The sequence below is a fragment of the Pimelobacter simplex genome (assembly GCF_900114845.1).
In the GTDB taxonomy this organism is placed as follows: domain Bacteria; phylum Actinomycetota; class Actinomycetes; order Propionibacteriales; family Nocardioidaceae; genus Nocardioides; species Nocardioides simplex.
Genome location: NZ_FOUK01000005.1, coordinates 125,283 through 138,994, shown reverse-complemented (window position 1 = coordinate 138,994; position 13,712 = coordinate 125,283). Strand labels below are relative to the sequence as shown.

The 13,712-nt window shown below is 72.8% G+C and carries 20 protein-coding genes; 11 read left to right on the top strand and 9 right to left on the bottom strand.

Annotated features, from left to right (window positions below; translation table 11 throughout):
* Positions 1 to 28: 28 nt before the first annotated feature.
* From rpsN to rpmB, 3 genes are read right to left on the bottom strand one after another with little or no spacing between them, the layout of a single operon-like run.
* Positions 29 to 334 carry a 30S ribosomal protein S14 gene (rpsN, locus tag BM223_RS20815; protein ID WP_038676439.1) on the bottom strand — a complete coding sequence of 102 codons (306 nt, stop codon included), beginning with the start codon at positions 332 to 334 and terminating at the stop codon, positions 29 to 31.
* A gap of 5 nt (positions 335 to 339) precedes the next feature.
* A complete protein-coding gene (rpmG, locus tag BM223_RS20810; protein WP_038683296.1) occupies positions 340 to 510 on the bottom strand; it encodes a 50S ribosomal protein L33 in 171 nt (56 codons plus the stop codon).
* Between the two features lie 5 nt (positions 511 to 515).
* The gene (rpmB, locus tag BM223_RS20805) at positions 516 to 749 is read right to left on the bottom strand and encodes a 50S ribosomal protein L28 (RefSeq protein WP_038676437.1); all 234 of its coding nucleotides are present in this window, start codon (positions 747 to 749) and stop codon (positions 516 to 518) included.
* A 59-nt stretch (positions 750 to 808) separates the two neighbouring features.
* Between rpmB and BM223_RS20800 the strand changes: the two genes are divergently transcribed.
* From BM223_RS20800 to BM223_RS20775, 6 genes are all read left to right on the top strand, one after another.
* The gene (locus tag BM223_RS20800) at positions 809 to 1,069 is read left to right on the top strand and encodes a type B 50S ribosomal protein L31 (RefSeq protein ID WP_038676435.1); all 261 of its coding nucleotides are present in this window, start codon (positions 809 to 811) and stop codon (positions 1,067 to 1,069) included.
* Positions 1,066 to 2,130, top strand: a complete 1,065-nt coding sequence (locus BM223_RS20795; protein WP_038676433.1) for a GTP-binding protein — start codon at positions 1,066 to 1,068, stop codon at positions 2,128 to 2,130. The genes BM223_RS20800 and BM223_RS20795 overlap by 4 nt, the downstream gene beginning before the upstream one ends.
* Positions 2,130 to 2,318, top strand: coding sequence for a 50S ribosomal protein L32 (gene rpmF / locus BM223_RS20790; protein ID WP_038676431.1), 189 nt, complete (start codon positions 2,130 to 2,132; stop codon positions 2,316 to 2,318). The genes BM223_RS20795 and rpmF overlap by 1 nt, the downstream gene beginning before the upstream one ends.
* Entirely contained in the window at positions 2,315 to 2,437 is a 123-nt protein-coding gene (gene ykgO, locus BM223_RS20785; RefSeq protein WP_038676430.1) for a type B 50S ribosomal protein L36, read from the top strand. Before rpmF ends, ykgO begins: the two co-directional genes overlap by 4 nt.
* Positions 2,438 to 2,510: 73 nt before the next feature.
* Positions 2,511 to 2,933 (top strand): VanZ family protein, encoded by a 423-nt coding sequence (locus BM223_RS20780; protein WP_052138168.1) that lies wholly within the window; start codon positions 2,511 to 2,513, stop codon positions 2,931 to 2,933.
* Between the two features lie 19 nt (positions 2,934 to 2,952).
* A complete protein-coding gene (locus BM223_RS20775) occupies positions 2,953 to 4,476 on the top strand; it encodes an FAD-dependent oxidoreductase (protein WP_038676428.1) in 1,524 nt (507 codons plus the stop codon).
* A 15-nt stretch (positions 4,477 to 4,491) separates the two neighbouring features.
* Here BM223_RS20775 and BM223_RS20770 read toward each other — a convergent pair whose 3' ends face one another.
* On the bottom strand, positions 4,492 to 4,962 hold the full coding sequence (locus BM223_RS20770) for a MarR family winged helix-turn-helix transcriptional regulator (protein WP_038676427.1): 471 nt from the start codon (positions 4,960 to 4,962) through the stop codon (positions 4,492 to 4,494).
* A gap of 59 nt (positions 4,963 to 5,021) precedes the next feature.
* Between BM223_RS20770 and BM223_RS20765 the strand changes: the two genes are divergently transcribed.
* Positions 5,022 to 5,519 carry a VOC family protein gene (locus BM223_RS20765; RefSeq protein ID WP_038676425.1) on the top strand — a complete coding sequence of 166 codons (498 nt, stop codon included), beginning with the start codon at positions 5,022 to 5,024 and terminating at the stop codon, positions 5,517 to 5,519.
* Positions 5,520 to 5,523: 4 nt separating this feature from the next.
* On the opposite strand, the gene BM223_RS20760 is transcribed toward BM223_RS20765, so the two are convergent.
* On the bottom strand, positions 5,524 to 5,736 hold the full coding sequence (locus BM223_RS20760) for a hypothetical protein (RefSeq protein WP_038676423.1): 213 nt from the start codon (positions 5,734 to 5,736) through the stop codon (positions 5,524 to 5,526).
* A gap of 101 nt (positions 5,737 to 5,837) precedes the next feature.
* Complete coding sequence (gene corA / locus BM223_RS20755; RefSeq protein WP_052138167.1) at positions 5,838 to 6,983, bottom strand: magnesium/cobalt transporter CorA; 1,146 nt, start codon at positions 6,981 to 6,983, stop codon at positions 5,838 to 5,840.
* A 347-nt stretch (positions 6,984 to 7,330) separates the two neighbouring features.
* On the opposite strand from corA, the gene BM223_RS20750 reads away from it, so the two are divergent.
* The 4 genes from BM223_RS20750 (at position 7,331) to BM223_RS20735 (ending at position 10,722) form a co-directional block, all read left to right on the top strand.
* Complete coding sequence (locus tag BM223_RS20750; RefSeq protein ID WP_038676422.1) at positions 7,331 to 8,770, top strand: glyceraldehyde-3-phosphate dehydrogenase; 1,440 nt, start codon at positions 7,331 to 7,333, stop codon at positions 8,768 to 8,770.
* Positions 8,771 to 8,891: 121 nt separating this feature from the next.
* Positions 8,892 to 9,557 (top strand): hypothetical protein, encoded by a 666-nt coding sequence (locus BM223_RS20745; RefSeq protein ID WP_141267169.1) that lies wholly within the window; start codon positions 8,892 to 8,894, stop codon positions 9,555 to 9,557.
* 315 nt (positions 9,558 to 9,872) lie between these two features.
* Entirely contained in the window at positions 9,873 to 10,403 is a 531-nt protein-coding gene (locus BM223_RS20740) for a C40 family peptidase (protein ID WP_075018701.1), read from the top strand.
* 19 nt (positions 10,404 to 10,422) lie between these two features.
* Positions 10,423 to 10,722 (top strand): DUF4031 domain-containing protein, encoded by a 300-nt coding sequence (locus BM223_RS20735; RefSeq protein WP_038676418.1) that lies wholly within the window; start codon positions 10,423 to 10,425, stop codon positions 10,720 to 10,722.
* On the opposite strand, the gene BM223_RS20730 is transcribed toward BM223_RS20735, so the two are convergent.
* From BM223_RS20730 to tdh, 3 genes are all read right to left on the bottom strand, one after another.
* Positions 10,709 to 11,527 (bottom strand): crotonase/enoyl-CoA hydratase family protein, encoded by an 819-nt coding sequence (locus BM223_RS20730; protein WP_038676416.1) that lies wholly within the window; start codon positions 11,525 to 11,527, stop codon positions 10,709 to 10,711. The two genes, BM223_RS20735 and BM223_RS20730, sit on opposite strands and share 14 nt — an antisense overlap.
* Complete coding sequence (locus BM223_RS20725) at positions 11,524 to 12,582, bottom strand: LLM class F420-dependent oxidoreductase (protein WP_038676413.1); 1,059 nt, start codon at positions 12,580 to 12,582, stop codon at positions 11,524 to 11,526. The genes BM223_RS20730 and BM223_RS20725 overlap by 4 nt, the downstream gene beginning before the upstream one ends.
* 81 nt (positions 12,583 to 12,663) lie before the next feature.
* Positions 12,664 to 13,707, bottom strand: a complete 1,044-nt coding sequence (tdh, locus tag BM223_RS20720) for an L-threonine 3-dehydrogenase (protein ID WP_038676412.1) — start codon at positions 13,705 to 13,707, stop codon at positions 12,664 to 12,666.
* Positions 13,708 to 13,712 lie beyond the last annotated feature (5 nt).

Genomic DNA, 13,712 nt, shown 5'->3' with positions numbered 1-13,712 from the left:
CTGAGGATGGGACGAGGGAGCGGGTGGCTCACCAGCTGGACTTCGTGATGCCGGGCAGCTCGCCGCGGTGGGCGAGCTCCCGGAACCGGATCCGGGACAGCCCGGCCTTGCGCAGGTAGCCCCGCGGGCGGCCGTCGACCTGGTCGCGGTTGCGAAGCCGGGTCGGTGACGCGTCCCGCGGGAGGCGCCCGAGCGCGGCGACCGCCGCGGCCAGCTCGGCCGAGCCGGGCTCGGCCGAGCGGACCTGGTCCTTGAGCGCGGCGCGGCGCCTGGCGTACCGCGCGACCGTGGCGCGACGCCGGGCCTCCGCGGCGATCTTGCTCTCCTTGGCCACGGCGCTCAGCGCTCCTCGCGGAAGTCGACGTGCCGCCGGACGACGGGGTCGTACTTGCGCAGGGTGAGCCGGTCCGGGTCGTTGCGGCGGTTCTTGCGGGTGACGTAGGTGTGGCCGGTGCCGGCGGTGGACCGCAGCTTCACGATCGGCCGGACGTCGGATCCCCTCTTCGCCATGGTGCTCACAGCTCCTTCCGGGCGCGGAGGTCGGCCACGACGGCCTCGATCCCCCGCTGGTCGATGGTCTTGATGCCGCGGGCCGAGACCCGCAGCGTCACGTGCCGTCCGAGCGACGGCACCCAGTAGCGCTTGCGCTGGATGTTGACGTCGAAGCGACGCCGGGTCCGGCGGTGCGAGTGCGAGACGCGGTTGCCGAAGGCGGGCCGCGCGCCCGTCACCTGGCACAGCTGTGACATCGGTTTCCTTCCTGTCGTACTATTGAGAACGATTCTCATTCTAATCGAAGGAGCAAGCGATGAAGCAGGGCATCCACCCCGCGTACGGACCGGTCGTGTTCCGGGACCGGGCCACCGGCGACCTGGTGCTCACCCGCTCGACCCTCGTCGCCGCCGCACCGGCGGCCACCGTCGAGCTGGACGGCGCCACGTACCCGGTCGTCGACGTCGACGTCAGCGTGCACAGCCACCCGTTCTGGACCGGGCGCGGGCGGGTCCTCGACAGCGAGGGCCGGGTCGAGGCGTTCGAGCGGCGGTACGGGCGGGCGGCGGACCGGTGAGGGTCCCCGTCGTCCTGCTCGCGGGGGTCGACCCGGACGCGATGGCCGCGACGATGGTCGGGCTGCAGTTCGACCTGCCCGGCACCGTCGCCTGCCGGCACGCTATCGACGTCGAGCGCGGCGTGCTCACCCGCACGGTCAGCGACCTCGGCGGCGTGATCGAGACCCACGAGACGCTGCTGGAGCACGCGTGCGTCAGCTGCGCGATCCGCGAGGACATCCTGCCCACGCTGGAGCGGCTGGCGCGCGACGGCCGCTGGCACAGCATCGTCGCCCACCTGCCCGTCGGGGCGGAGGCGGCGCACCTGTGCGCGGCGCTCACCTGGGACACCCGGCTGGCCCGGTTCCTGCGCGTCTCGGCCGTCGTCACCGCGGTCGCCGGCCAGCACCCGGTCCGCGACCTGCTCGGGGACGACCTGCTCGCCGACCGCGGCCACCACTGCGCGCACGACGACCGGCGCGGGGTCGGCGAGGTCCTCGCCGCGATGATCGAGCACGCCGACGTGGTGGCGCTCGACGACACCGCCGCGCCCGTCGCCCGGGACCTGGTCCGCACGCTCGCCCGCCCCGACGCCGCGGTCGTGGACGGCGTCCACCAGCTCGGAGGCGAGACGCTGCTCGGCCGGCTGCACCAGCACACCCGGACCGAGGCCTGGACCAGCCCGGCGCGCACCGACGCGCTGCCCGTCGTCCCGGCCGAGGGGGTGTGGCGCCTCGACCTGCAGTCGCTGCAGCCCTTCCACCCCGAGCGGCTCCTCGAGTCGCTGGAGCGCCTCGGCGCGGGCCCGCACCGCTCGCGCGGCTGCTTCTGGCTGCCCACCCGTCCCGGCCGGGTCCTCGAGTGGGACGGCGCCGGCGGACAGCTCAGCATCGGCGACCACGGCGCCTGGGGCAGCCGGCGCCCGTTCACCCGGATCGTGATGACCGGCGTCGGCGCCGCTCCCGCACACCTGCGCCCCGCGTTCGCCGAGCTGCTCCTGGGCGCGGACGAGAGCGCCGGCCGCACGGACGCCGAGGACGGCTTCGAGCCCTGGCTCGGCCCGATCCGGAAGGTGGCGTGATGGCCGTCCCGAAGCGGCGCACGTCGCGCAGCAACACCCGGCACCGCCGGGCGCAGTGGAAGGCGGCGGCTCCCGACCTGGTGCCGGTCGTCGTCGACGGGCGCACCCACCGGGTGCCGCGCCGCCTGGCGGCGGCCGTCCACGCCGGGCTGGTCGACCCGAGCACGGGAAGGAGGATCCCCCGATGAAGGTGCGCAACTCGCTGCGCTCGCTGAAGAAGCAGCCCGGCGCCCAGGTCGTGCGCCGGCGCGGCCGGACGTACGTGATCAACAAGCAGAACCCGCGGATGAAGGCCCGGCAGGGCTGAACGGTCCTCGGGTACCACGCGTCGGCACCCGAGACCGATGGGTGAGCCCGCGGGCCTGCCTAGCGTCGGGAGCATGATCCGCCGTCCCGTCGCCGCCGTCCTGCTCGCCTGCTACTCGGTGGTCGTCGCCCGGCTGACCCTGGCCGATCCGTCGGCCGGGCGCTGGGCCTTCGACCTGGGGTGGCACGCGGCGGACGTCGCGAGCGACGGGCGGCTGAGCTGGGACCAGACCGAGGCGCTGGCCAATGTCGCGCTGTTCGTGCCGGCCGGTTTCCTGCTCTCCGTCGTGCTCGGGCGCCCGCTGCTCGCGGCGGCGCTGACCGTGCTGGCCTCCGCCGGCATCGAGCTGGCGCAGCAGCAGTTCTTCCCGAGCCGGGTGCCGACGCTCGCGGACGTGTGGCACAACGGGCTGGGCGGCCTGATCGGCGCCGTCCTCGCCGCGCCGCTCAGCCGGGTCCGCCGCCCCGGTGGGCGGACCGCCGTCCGGACAAACTAGAACGCGTTATCGTTTCGCCATGAGCGAGAGCCTCCTCCAGGAGTACGACGTCGTGGTGGTCGGGTCGGGCGGCGGGGCGCTGACCGGCGCGGCCCTGGCCGCGAAGGCCGGGCTGAGCACGCTGGTGCTCGAGCGGACGCCGCTGATCGGCGGGACCTCGGCGTACTCGGGCGGCGCCTGCTGGCTGCCCGGGACCCAGGTCCAGCAGCGGGCCGGGCTGCCGGACTCGACCGAGGGGGCGCGCGCCTACCTCGCCGCCGTCCTCGACGACCCGGACACCGACCGGGTCGAGGCGCTGCTCGCGCAGGCGCCCCGGTTGGTCGAGCAGCTCGAGGCGGACCCGCTCATGGACTTCGAGTGGATCCCGTTCTCGGAGTACTACGACGCCCCGGGCCGGGTCCCGATGGGCCGCTCGATCCAGCCGGTGAGCATCCGCCGCGACGAGCTCGACCCCGCCGTCACCGCGCTGCTGCGACCGCCGGTCGAGCGCGACCGGGCCGGCCGGCCGGGGCGCTCGACGCTCTCGGGCGGCCAGGCGCTCATCGCCCGGCTCGCGGCGATCACCGTCCGCGAGGGCGGCACGATCGCGACCGAGTGCTCCGTCACCGGCTTCGGGCGCGACGCCGGCGGCCGCCTCACCACCGTCCGGTACGACGGCCCGCAGGGCCCGGCCGAGGTGCGCGCCCGGCGCGGCGTCCTCGTCGCGGCCGGCGGCTTCGAGGGCAGCCCGGAGCGGCGCGCCGCGCACGGGACCCCCGGCCGCACGGAGTGGTCGATGGCCCCGCGCGGCACCAACACCGGCGAGGTGATCGACGCGGCGGCCGCGGCCGGCGCGGCGACGGACTGGTCCGGCGAGGGCTGGTTCTGCCCGGGCCTGCTGCAGCCCGACGGCAGCGGTGCGTTCACGCTCGGCTTCCGCGGCGGCCTGATCGTCGACCAGAGCGGGCAGCGCTACGGCAACGAGTGCCTGCCCTACGACAGGTTCGGCCGGGTGATGGCGCAGGCGCCCGAGCGGACGCCGTCGTGGTTCGTCTTCGACAGCCGCGAGGAGGGCCGGCTGCCGGCGATCGCGATGCCCGAGGGCGAGCGGGCCGAGCACCTCGCGGCGGGCACCTGGGTCGAGGCGGAGACCCTCGACGAGCTGGCCGCCCGCGCCGGCCTCGACCCGGCGGCGCTGACCGCGACCGTGGCCCGGTTCAACGAGCTCGCTGCCAACGGCAAGGACGAGGACTTCGGCCGCGGCGAGGACGAGTACGACACCTTCTTCGCCTCCGCAGGCTCCCCCAACAAGGCACTGGTGCCGCTCGACCGGGCGCCGTACACGGCGGCCCGGATCGTGCTCTCCGACCTCGGCACCAAGGGCGGCCTGGTCACCGACGCGAGCGCCCGCGTGCTCGACGGCGACGGCGTGCCGATCCCGGGGCTCTACGCGGCGAGCAACTCGACGGCGTCGGTGTTCGGGTCGGCGTACCCGGGGCCGGGCGCACCACTCGGCGCGGCGATGACGTTCGCCTCGCTCGCCGTCGAGGACCTGCTCGGCTGAGCCGGCGCGGCCGGCTCAGCTCTCGGCGGCGAGCCGCTCGAGCACGGTGGTCGCGAACCGGCCGAGGCTGCGCACCTGCTCGCCGCTGAGCCCCTCGAAGAACAGCTCGCGGACGAGCGCGACGTGCCCGGGCGCGGCCGCCGAGATGGCGGCGAGCCCGGCGTCGGTGAGGTCGACGAAGGCGCCGCGGCGGTCGTCCGCGCAGTGCCGGCGCTCGACGAGCCCCCGGGCCTCCATGCGCGAGACCTGCTTGGAGACGCGGCTCTTCTCCCACTGCAGCCGCTCGCCGAGCTCGAACATGCGCAGCGAGCGGTCGGGGACGTCCTTGTCGGTCAGCGCGACGAGGATCTCGTAGTCGGAGAGCGACAGCCCGCTGGCCGCCTGGAGCTCGCGGTTGAGGCGGGCGGACAGCTGTGCATTGAGGTCGATCCAGGCCCGCCAGGCCAGGTGCTCCTCGTCGTCGAGCCAGCGCGTCGTCGTACTCATCGGGGTCAGTCTAGCCGAGAATGTTGACATATCCACGATCTCGGAGGATGGTAGTTGACATGGCAACAATCGACCTCGACGCGATCACCCGGGACCGCGAGCGCATCAAGAAGGAGTACCTCGCCCCCGAGGGCGAGCGGCCCGAGAGCAGCGCCCGCGGCATCCACCACGCCGCCCTGCTCTCGTCCGACGTCCGGCGGACGATCGACTTCTACCAGGGGCTCCTCGAGTTCCCGCTGACCGAGATCTTCGAGAACCGCGACTACGCCGGCTCCGACCACTTCTTCTTCGACGTGGGCGCCGGCAACCTGCTCGCCTTCTTCACCCTGCCCGGCCTCGACCTGGGCCCGTACGCCGAGGTGCTCGGCGGGCACCACCACCTCGCCATCTCGGTGACCCGCGAGAAGTGGGACTACCTGCGCGCCAAGCTCGACGACGCCGGTGTCGCCTACCACCTGGAGTCGAAGGTCTCGCTCTACTTCCCCGGCCCCGACGGCGAGCGGCTCGAGCTGCTCGCCGACCCGCTCGGCGAGATGTACGGCACCAAGGTGCTGTGAGGGCTCAGCTCGTCATGTGCGTCGCGACGTAGCCGACCAGAGCGACGACGGCGGCCGCGCCGACGACGCCGCCCACCAGGACCGCTCGCCCGATCGGCCGGCCCCACCGGGCGCGGACCGGCACGGCGACGAGCGCCGTCAGCACCAGGGGCACGAACGGCACCACCAGGCCGAGCGCGTCCTCCAGGAAGCTCACCGACGAGATCCCGAGCCACACGCCCGCCCTTGTAACTACGTGTTACGTCCACTACCCGGGCGCTGTTGCCACTACCCGGGTGGTCGACTGCCCTGGTAGAGGACGTAACACGTAGTTACAAGTCAGATCCAGCCGCGCCGCCGGAAAACCATGTAGAGCCCGGCACTCACCATCGCCATCAGGACGACGGCGAACGGGTAGCCGAGCTGCCAGTGCAGCTCGGGCATCTGGTCGAAGTTCATGCCGTAGACGGTGCCGATGAGCGTCGGCGCGAACAGGATGGCGGCCCAGGCGGAGATCCGCTTGACCTCCTCGTTCTGGTCGAGGCTGGCCTCGGTGAGCGCCTTCATCTCCTCGTTCTGCTGCTGGGCGACGAGCGTGGCGTTGACCGTCATGATGTCGCGCAGCAGCTGGCGGAAGCCGTCGACCTGCTCGATCACCTGGGTGAGGTGGTCGTCGACGTCGCGCAGGTAGCGCTGCAGCTCGTCGTCGGTGCCGTACTTGGCGAAGCCGGCCGTGAGCCGGCGCAGCACGGTGGCGAGCGGGCGGGTGGCGCGCTGGAACTCGATCACCTCGCGGGTCAGCTCGTAGATGCGGCGCGAGACGGCGGGGTCACCGCGGAAGACCTCGGTCTCGATCTCGTCGATGTCGTTCTCGAGACCGGCGACGACGGGGAGGTAGCCGTCGACCACGCGGTCCAGGACGGCGTACAGGACGGCCTCGGGGCCGAGCCGGAGCAGGTCCGGGTTGCTCTCGAGGCGGCGCCGGACCGCGGCGATGTCGGGCGCCTCGGCGTGCCGGAGGGTGACCACGAAGTCCCGGCCGACGAAGACGTGGACCTCGCCGAACTCGACCTCCTCGCGGTCGTCGACGTAGCGCGCCGCCCGCAGGACGACGAACAAGGTGTCGTCGTAGCGCTCGATCTTGGGCCGCTGGTGGGCCACGATCGCGTCCTCGACGGCGAGCTCGTGCAGGCCGAACTCGTCGGCGAGCGAGGCCAGGTCGCGCTGGTCGGGGCGGTAGAGCCCGATCCAGGCGATGGCGTCGTCGTTCTCGCGCAGCGCGCGGAAGCTGTCGGCGAGCGTGGCCGGCGAGGCGACCCGGTCGCCGTCGACGTACACCGCGCTGTCGACCAGCGTGGCCGGGTCGAGCGACGCCTCGGCGCCGGCCGGTGCGGCGGCCGGGCGGATCGGCTCGGCGGGGGGCTGCGGGCGTCGTACCCGACCCGTCAGGGTGCGGATCGGCTTGAAGGACCGGTTCTCGGACATGCGTCATCCTCAGGGTGCGGAGGGCACGCCTGGACGCCGACGTGACACGTCGTCACAGGAGCGGCGCGGACCGAGCGAGAACCCTCAGGGAAGGTCGAGCAGAGCGGGGGTACGACTGGGAGGTTGGCCTTCCATCGCCGACCACCTCCTCGCTCCGGACTCCTGAGGTCGGGGTCAGCATAGGCCCGCGGGTCCGGCCCGGCGAACTCCTCGGCACCCGGGCCGGGCGTCCTCCCGCGGGCGCTGTGACCGAGGGCACGACGTCCACGGCTCGGCCCGATTAGCCCCTGCCCCGGGCCGCTGGCCTACCATCAAGCGGCTTTTGTCGACAGTTCATAGGGGAAGCGTTGAGCACCACCGAAGACAAGTTCACTCGCTGGAAGCACCACGAAGAGCTCGCGGAGGCGATGATCCCGATCGTCGGCAAGCTGCACCGCGAGAAGGACGTGACGATCCTTCTGCACAGCCGCTCGCTGGTGAACAAGTCGGTGATCAGCATCCTCAAGACGCACCGCTACGCGCGCCAGATCGACGGCGTCGAGCTGTCGGTCGTCGACACCTTCCCCTTCCTCGAGGCGATCGCCGCGCTCGACCTCGGCGCCGCCAAGGTCGACCTCGCGCTGCTGATCCGGGCCTACCGCGCCACCGACGGCGCCCAGTCGATCCCCGACTTCACCGCCGCGGCGCTCGCCGAGGCCACCGGTGACAACAAGAGCCCGGCGCCCTGCCCGCAGGACGTCGTCCTCTACGGCTTCGGCCGGATCGGCCGCCTCGTCGCGCGCCTCCTGGTCGAGAAGTCCGGCTCCGGCAACGGCCTGCGGCTGCGCGCCGTCGTCGTCCGCAAGGCCAAGGGCGACGACCTCAAGAAGCGCGCCTCGCTGCTGCGCCGCGACTCGATCCACGGTGCCTTCAACGGCTCGATCACCGTGGACGAGGAGAAGAACCAGATCATCGCCAACGGCAACGTGATCCAGGTGATCTACTCGAACTCCCCCGACGAGATCGACTACACCGAGTACGGCATCGACGACGCCATCCTCATCGACAACACCGGCATCTGGCGCGACCGCGAGGGTCTCTCGCTGCACCTGCGCCCCGGCATCGCCAAGGTGCTGCTGACCGCGCCGGGCAAGGGCGACGTCCCGAACATCGTGCACGGCGTCAACCACCTCGACGTCGACCTCGACGAGAAGATCCTGTCGTGCGCCTCCTGCACGACCAACGCCATCGTCCCGCCGCTGAAGGCGATGGAGGACGAGTTCGGCATCACCCGCGGCCACGTCGAGACGGTGCACTCGTTCACCAACGACCAGAACCTGCTCGACAACTTCCACAAGGCCGACCGCCGCGGCCGCTCCGCGCCGCTCAACCTGGTCATCACCGAGACCGGTGCCGCCTCCGCCGTCGCCAAGGTCCTCCCGGACCTCGACGCGAAGATCACCGGCAACTCGATCCGGGTCCCCACCCCCGACGTCTCGATCGCGATCCTCTCGCTGCAGCTCAAGCGCGAGACCACCCGCGACGAGGTCAACGCCCACCTGCGCAACGCGTCGCTGACCGGACCGCTGGCCCGCAACCTCGACTACACGACCGCGTCGGACGCCGTCTCGACCGACTTCATCGGCGCCCGCGCGGCCTCGATCGTCGACGGCGGCGCCTCGATCGTCGACGGCGACTCGGCCATCCTCTACGTCTGGTACGACAACGAATTCGGCTACTCCTGCCAGGTGCTGCGCACCGTGCAGTACATCTGCGGCGTGGAGTACACGACGCTGCCGCGGGTCTGAGCGCTCCGCCCGGCTGAACCTTCCGGTGCGCCGGTCCGTGTCCTTGTACGAGGGCCCGGACCGGCGCACACTGGGTTTTGAGGGGCCCTCTCACCGAGGCGCCACCGAAGGGACCGGAACCATGAACGAACGCCACGAACCAGGCGTCGACACCTTGGCCGACACCGTCACCCAGACCCACGCGGTCCTCTACGCGCGGATGCACAGCGCGTCCTCCTGCCGCCCGACCCGGGACCGCCCCCGTGCCCGGCAGAGCGCCACCGACCCGTTCCTGGCCAGCACCAGCCGGCACCTCTCCGCGGCCAACGCCGTCCTCGGACCGGCCGCGCGCCGCCACCTCGACCAGGGCGGCGCGCGGGCCCACGACTTCGCCCAGCAGTGCCGGCGGCTCGAGGTCGCGCTGGCCCAGGTGAAGGCCAAGCTCTACGGCTCCACGTTCGTCGTGCGGCGTCCGTGGGACTCGATCTGGGAGGAGGTCGGCCGCGAGCTCACCGAGACCCGCCGGATGGAGGCGCAGCTCGTGGCCGACCTGGGCGCGGTCGCCGCGGCGCACTGCGACGAGCTGGCCGAGCGGCTCTACCGGACCGAGCGGCGGGTCCCCACCCGCCCGCACCCCTACCTGCCCCACCAGGGCCTGTCGGGGCGCCTCGCGCGCCGGGTGGCGCTCCGCGTCGACCGCTTCTGGGACACCGCCGAGGGCCGCATGGTGCCCGAGCCGGTCCGCCCGGTGCGCGGTCGCGACGGGCGGCTCGTGCAGTACCTCCTCGCCGACCCGCACGTGTCCTGACGACCGTCCCGCCCGGGTGTTACACCGGACCGGCGTGAGCATGCCCACGTCCGTTACGTGACGTCCGCCACTGCGCTCGCTCTTGCCAGCAGGGTGGAATCGTCCGTCCCTTCCGTCCGGGAGGGCCGCCCGCGTCGCGCCGAGGCCCGCGCACGACCAGGGTGACATCGACACCGATGAAGAGAGCGCGGGCACGGGGGACCCAAGCAGTACGCCGGACGCACGTCCGGCTGGGGGCGAAGGATTCGTTCCGGGGCACCAGCAGCCCAAGCCCGACAGGTCATCTTCCGCAGGCGTCGCTGCCGAAAGACCCTGATGTCCTTCACCCTGCCGCGCGCTGCCGCGCGCCTGCTCGTCGTCCCGGTCGCGCTGTCGGCGTTCCTCGTCGCCACGCCGTCCGCCCACGCGAACGACACCTTCGAGACCGCCTCCGGCGTCGCCACCGACGCCGGCACCCAGCACCAGGTCGAGGCCGGCCAGCGCGCCGCCAAGGCCGCGGCCACCCGCGGCGAGCGGGTCATCGCCAAGGTCCGCACCCGGGCCGGCGACCCGTACCGCTACGGCGCCGCGGGCCCCGGTGCCTTCGACTGCTCGGGCCTGGTCCAGTGGACCTACCGCCAGGTCGGCAAGCGCCTGCCCCGCACCTCCGGCGCCCAGGCCGGCGCCACCCGCCGCATCGCGCACCCGCGCCGCGGCGACCTGGTGTTCTTCACCAGCGGCGGCCACGTCTACCACGTCGGCATCTACGCCGGGAACCACTCGATCTGGCACGCCTCGCGCCCGGGCGTCCCGGTCCGCAAGGAGCGGATCTGGACCGGCTCGGTCTTCTACGGCCGGGTGCGCTGATCCGGGTAGGGTCCGCTGGGTGACCGTGTACGTCGACGACATGCAGCTCGAGGCCGTGGTCGGCCCGGTCGACGGCGTCTGGTCCCACCTGCTCTCGGACCTGCCCGGCGCGGCGGGTCACCGCGAGCTGCTCGACTTCGCCGACCTGCTCGGCATCGAGGCGCGCTGGATCCAGAAGCCCGGCACGGCCCGCGAGCACTTCGACGTCACCGAGCCGACCCGGCAGCGCGCGCTCGCGCTGGGGGCCGTGCCGATCCGCTACGGCCGGGCGGTCGCGGCGATCACCCGGGCCAAGCGGGACGCCCTCAGCGGCCGGTGAACTCCGGCGGACGGCGCTCGACGAACGCGGTCATCGCCTCGTCCAGGTCGTCGCTGAGCAGGAACGCCGAGTTCCACACCGCCGTGTAGCGCAGCCCGGCCTCGACCCGGGGCGCGCGCTCGGCGTCGAGCACGTCCTTGATGCCGCGCAGCACGAGCGGCGAGTTGGCGGCCATCCGTGCGGCGAGGGTGGCCGCGGCCGCGCGGGCGTCGTCGGCGGTCGGGTGGACGTGGTTGACGAGCCCGATCCCGGCGGCGCGGACGGCGTCCACGTCGTCGCCGGTCAGGGCGAGCTCGCGCAGGTGGCCGTCGCCGATCACGCCGACCAGGCGCTGCAGGCTGCCGAGGTCGGCGACGATCCCTACCTTGGCCTCGCGGACGCTGAAGACGGCGTCGGCCGAGGCGATCCGGACGTCGCACGCGACCGCGAGGTCGACCCCGCCCCCGATGCACCAGCCGGTGACGGCGGCGACGGTCGGCTTGCGCAGACCGGCGACCACGTCGAGCGCCCCCTGCCAGCGCCGGATCAGGGCGAGCAGCTCGGTCCGGGCGCCGGCGTGGGTCGCGCTGCGCAGGGGCGCGAAGGTGCCGGCCGCGGCGCCCAGGTCGAGGCCGAACGAGAAGTGCGGGCCGGCGCCCGTCAGCACGACCGCGCGGACGTCGTCGTCGGTGTCGAGCGCGGCGAAGGTGGTGGCCAGCTCGGCGAAGAAGGCGTCGTCCATGACGGCCTTGCCGCCGGGACCGGCCAGCTCGACGGTCGCGACGGCGCCGTCGCGGGTGATCGTGAAGCGGTTCTCGGTGCTCATGCGGGCACCGCCTCCTTGACGATCTCGGAGAGCCGGCGCACCTGGGCGACCCGCTCGTCGTCGCTCGCGGCGAGCGGGTTGAGCAGGAAGGTCCGCACCCCGGCCGCGTGGAACTCGCCGACCTGGCGCCGGACCGACTCCTCGTCGCCCATCAGGGTGACCGCCTCGACCAGCTCGTCCGGGACGGCGGCCGCCGCCTCGGCCTTCTGGCCCGACAGGTAGAGGTCCTGGATCTCCTTGGCCTCGGCCTCGTAGCCGTAGCGGCAGGCGAGCTGGTTGTAGAAGTTCTTGTCGCGCGCGCCCATGCCACCGACGTAGAGCGCGAGCTGGTTGCGCACCGCCTGCACGGCCTCGGCCGGCGGCTCGCCCAGGTGGTAGTGGATCTGCAGCTGGATGTCGAGCTCGCCCAGCGCGGGGTCGCGCTTCGCGAAGCCCTCCGCGAGCGGCTCGCCCCAGGCCAGGTCGCGCTTGCCGGGGTGGAAGAACAGCGGCTGCCAGCCGTTGGCGAGCTCGGCGACGAGCGCGACGTTCTTGGGGCCGAGCGCGGCCACCGAGATCGGGATCTCCGAGCGGACCGGGTGGTTGATCAGCTTGAGCGGCTTGCCGAGGCCCGAGCCACCCTTGTCCTTGGTGAGCGGGACGTCGTAGTACCGGCCGTCGTACTCGACCGGCTGGCGCTTCCAGACCTGGCGGCAGATCTCGATGACCTCGCGCGTGCGGCCGAGCGGGGCGTCGTACTTGACGCCGTGGAAGCCCTCGATGACCTGCGGGCCGCTGGCGCCCAGGCCCAGCGTGAACCGCCCGTCGGAGACGAAGTCGAGGCCCGCGGCGGTCATCGCGGTGAGCGACGGCGTGCGCGTGTAGATCTGGAAGATCGCCGACATCAGCTCGAGGCGCTCGGTCTTGGCGGCGATGTAGCCGAGCTGGCTGACCGCGTCGAACGAGTAGGCCTCGGGCATCGCGATCAGGTCGAGGCCGTTGCGCTCGTACTCCTGGAGCAGCTCCACGGTCTCGGCGAAACCGCCGGAGTAGTCGATGATCATGCCGAGTCTCATGGGTCTCCTCAGTGCTCCGGATCCGTCTTCCGACGGGTGCTGGGATCGATCATGGTCCACCGGCCAAGGGCGGCGCGAGGCTCACGCCGCGTCGGCGTCGACCACGAGCACGATCTTCATCGCCTCGCCGGACGACATGAGCTGGAACGCCCGGTCGTAGTCCTGGAGAGGGATCCGGTGGCTGATGACGGGGTCGAGGCGCAACCGGCCGCCCAGCAGGAAGTTCTCGACCTGGTACCAGGTCTCGAACATGCGCCGGCCGAACACCCCGTGGATGGTGAGGCCCTTGAACACCACGTCGTTGAGCAGGTCGATCTCGACCGGCCGGGTGGGGACGCCGAGGAGCGCGGCGGTCCCCCCGCAGCGGAGGGACGACAGTCCCTGTCCGATCGCCGTGGGATTGCCGCTCATCTCCAGCAGCACGTCGGGGCCGCCGTCGACCAGGCGGCGTGCCTGCTCGGGCCACTCCGGATCCGCACCCGGCAGGACGTGGTCGGCGCCCATCTCGAGCGCGAGGTCGAGGCGCCGCGGACTGACGTCGGTGGCGATGATGGTCCCGGCCCCCGCGGCGCGGGCGATGGCGATGGCGATCGCGCCGATCACGCCGGCCCCGGTCACCACGACGCTGCGGCCGGCGACGCCCGCGGTCATCACCGTGTGCATCGCGTTGCCGATCGGGTCGAGGATCGCCGCGACGTCGTCGGGGATGGCGTCGTGGACCGGCCACACGTTCGCCTCCGGCAGGACGACGTAGTCCGCGAAGCAGCCGTCGACGCCGGCGCCGAGGATGCGCACCTCCTGGCACACGTGGCTGTGGCCGGTGCGGCAGGCCTGGCACGACCCGCAGGCGAAGTGACCCTCGCCGCTGACCCGCTCCCCCACGCGCACCCGGGTGACGGCGTCCCCGACGGCGGCGACCCGGCCGACGAACTCGTGGCCGACCGTCGTCCCCAGCGTGACGTGGCCGGCGGTCCACGGCGCCCACTCGTAGATCCCCTTGTCGGTGCCGCAGACACCGGCGCGGGTGACCGCGACGAGCACCTCGCCGGCACCGGGCTCGGGGACGGGGGCGTCGTGGGTCGGCGTGAATCCTGGCGCGGGGGCGGTCTTCTGCAAGGCGAACATCGGTC

Bases quoted from the DNA above. Each gene is read 5' to 3' on its own strand.
- BM223_RS20745 (WP_141267169.1), top strand. From the start codon at position 8,892: ATGAACGAACGCCACGAACCAGGCGTCGACACCTTGGCCGACACCGTC.
- BM223_RS20740 (WP_075018701.1), top strand. From the start codon at position 9,873: ATGTCCTTCACCCTGCCGCGCGCTGCCGCGCGCCTGCTCGTCGTCCCG.
- BM223_RS20800 (WP_038676435.1), top strand. From the start codon at position 809: ATGAAGCAGGGCATCCACCCCGCGTACGGACCGGTCGTGTTCCGGGAC.
- BM223_RS20765 (WP_038676425.1), top strand. From the start codon at position 5,022: ATGGCAACAATCGACCTCGACGCGATCACCCGGGACCGCGAGCGCATC.
- rpmB (WP_038676437.1), bottom strand. From the start codon at position 749: ATGTCACAGCTGTGCCAGGTGACGGGCGCGCGGCCCGCCTTCGGCAAC.
- rpmF (WP_038676431.1), top strand. From the start codon at position 2,130: ATGGCCGTCCCGAAGCGGCGCACGTCGCGCAGCAACACCCGGCACCGC.
- BM223_RS20770 (WP_038676427.1), bottom strand. From the start codon at position 4,962: ATGAGTACGACGACGCGCTGGCTCGACGACGAGGAGCACCTGGCCTGG.
- ykgO (WP_038676430.1), top strand. From the start codon at position 2,315: ATGAAGGTGCGCAACTCGCTGCGCTCGCTGAAGAAGCAGCCCGGCGCC.
- BM223_RS20730 (WP_038676416.1), bottom strand. From the start codon at position 11,527: ATGAGCACCGAGAACCGCTTCACGATCACCCGCGACGGCGCCGTCGCG.
- tdh (WP_038676412.1), bottom strand. From the start codon at position 13,707: ATGTTCGCCTTGCAGAAGACCGCCCCCGCGCCAGGATTCACGCCGACC.
- BM223_RS20725 (WP_038676413.1), bottom strand. From the start codon at position 12,582: ATGAGACTCGGCATGATCATCGACTACTCCGGCGGTTTCGCCGAGACC.
- BM223_RS20775 (WP_038676428.1), top strand. From the start codon at position 2,953: ATGAGCGAGAGCCTCCTCCAGGAGTACGACGTCGTGGTGGTCGGGTCG.
- rpmG (WP_038683296.1), bottom strand. From the start codon at position 510: ATGGCGAAGAGGGGATCCGACGTCCGGCCGATCGTGAAGCTGCGGTCC.
- corA (WP_052138167.1), bottom strand. From the start codon at position 6,983: ATGTCCGAGAACCGGTCCTTCAAGCCGATCCGCACCCTGACGGGTCGG.
- BM223_RS20780 (WP_052138168.1), top strand. From the start codon at position 2,511: ATGATCCGCCGTCCCGTCGCCGCCGTCCTGCTCGCCTGCTACTCGGTG.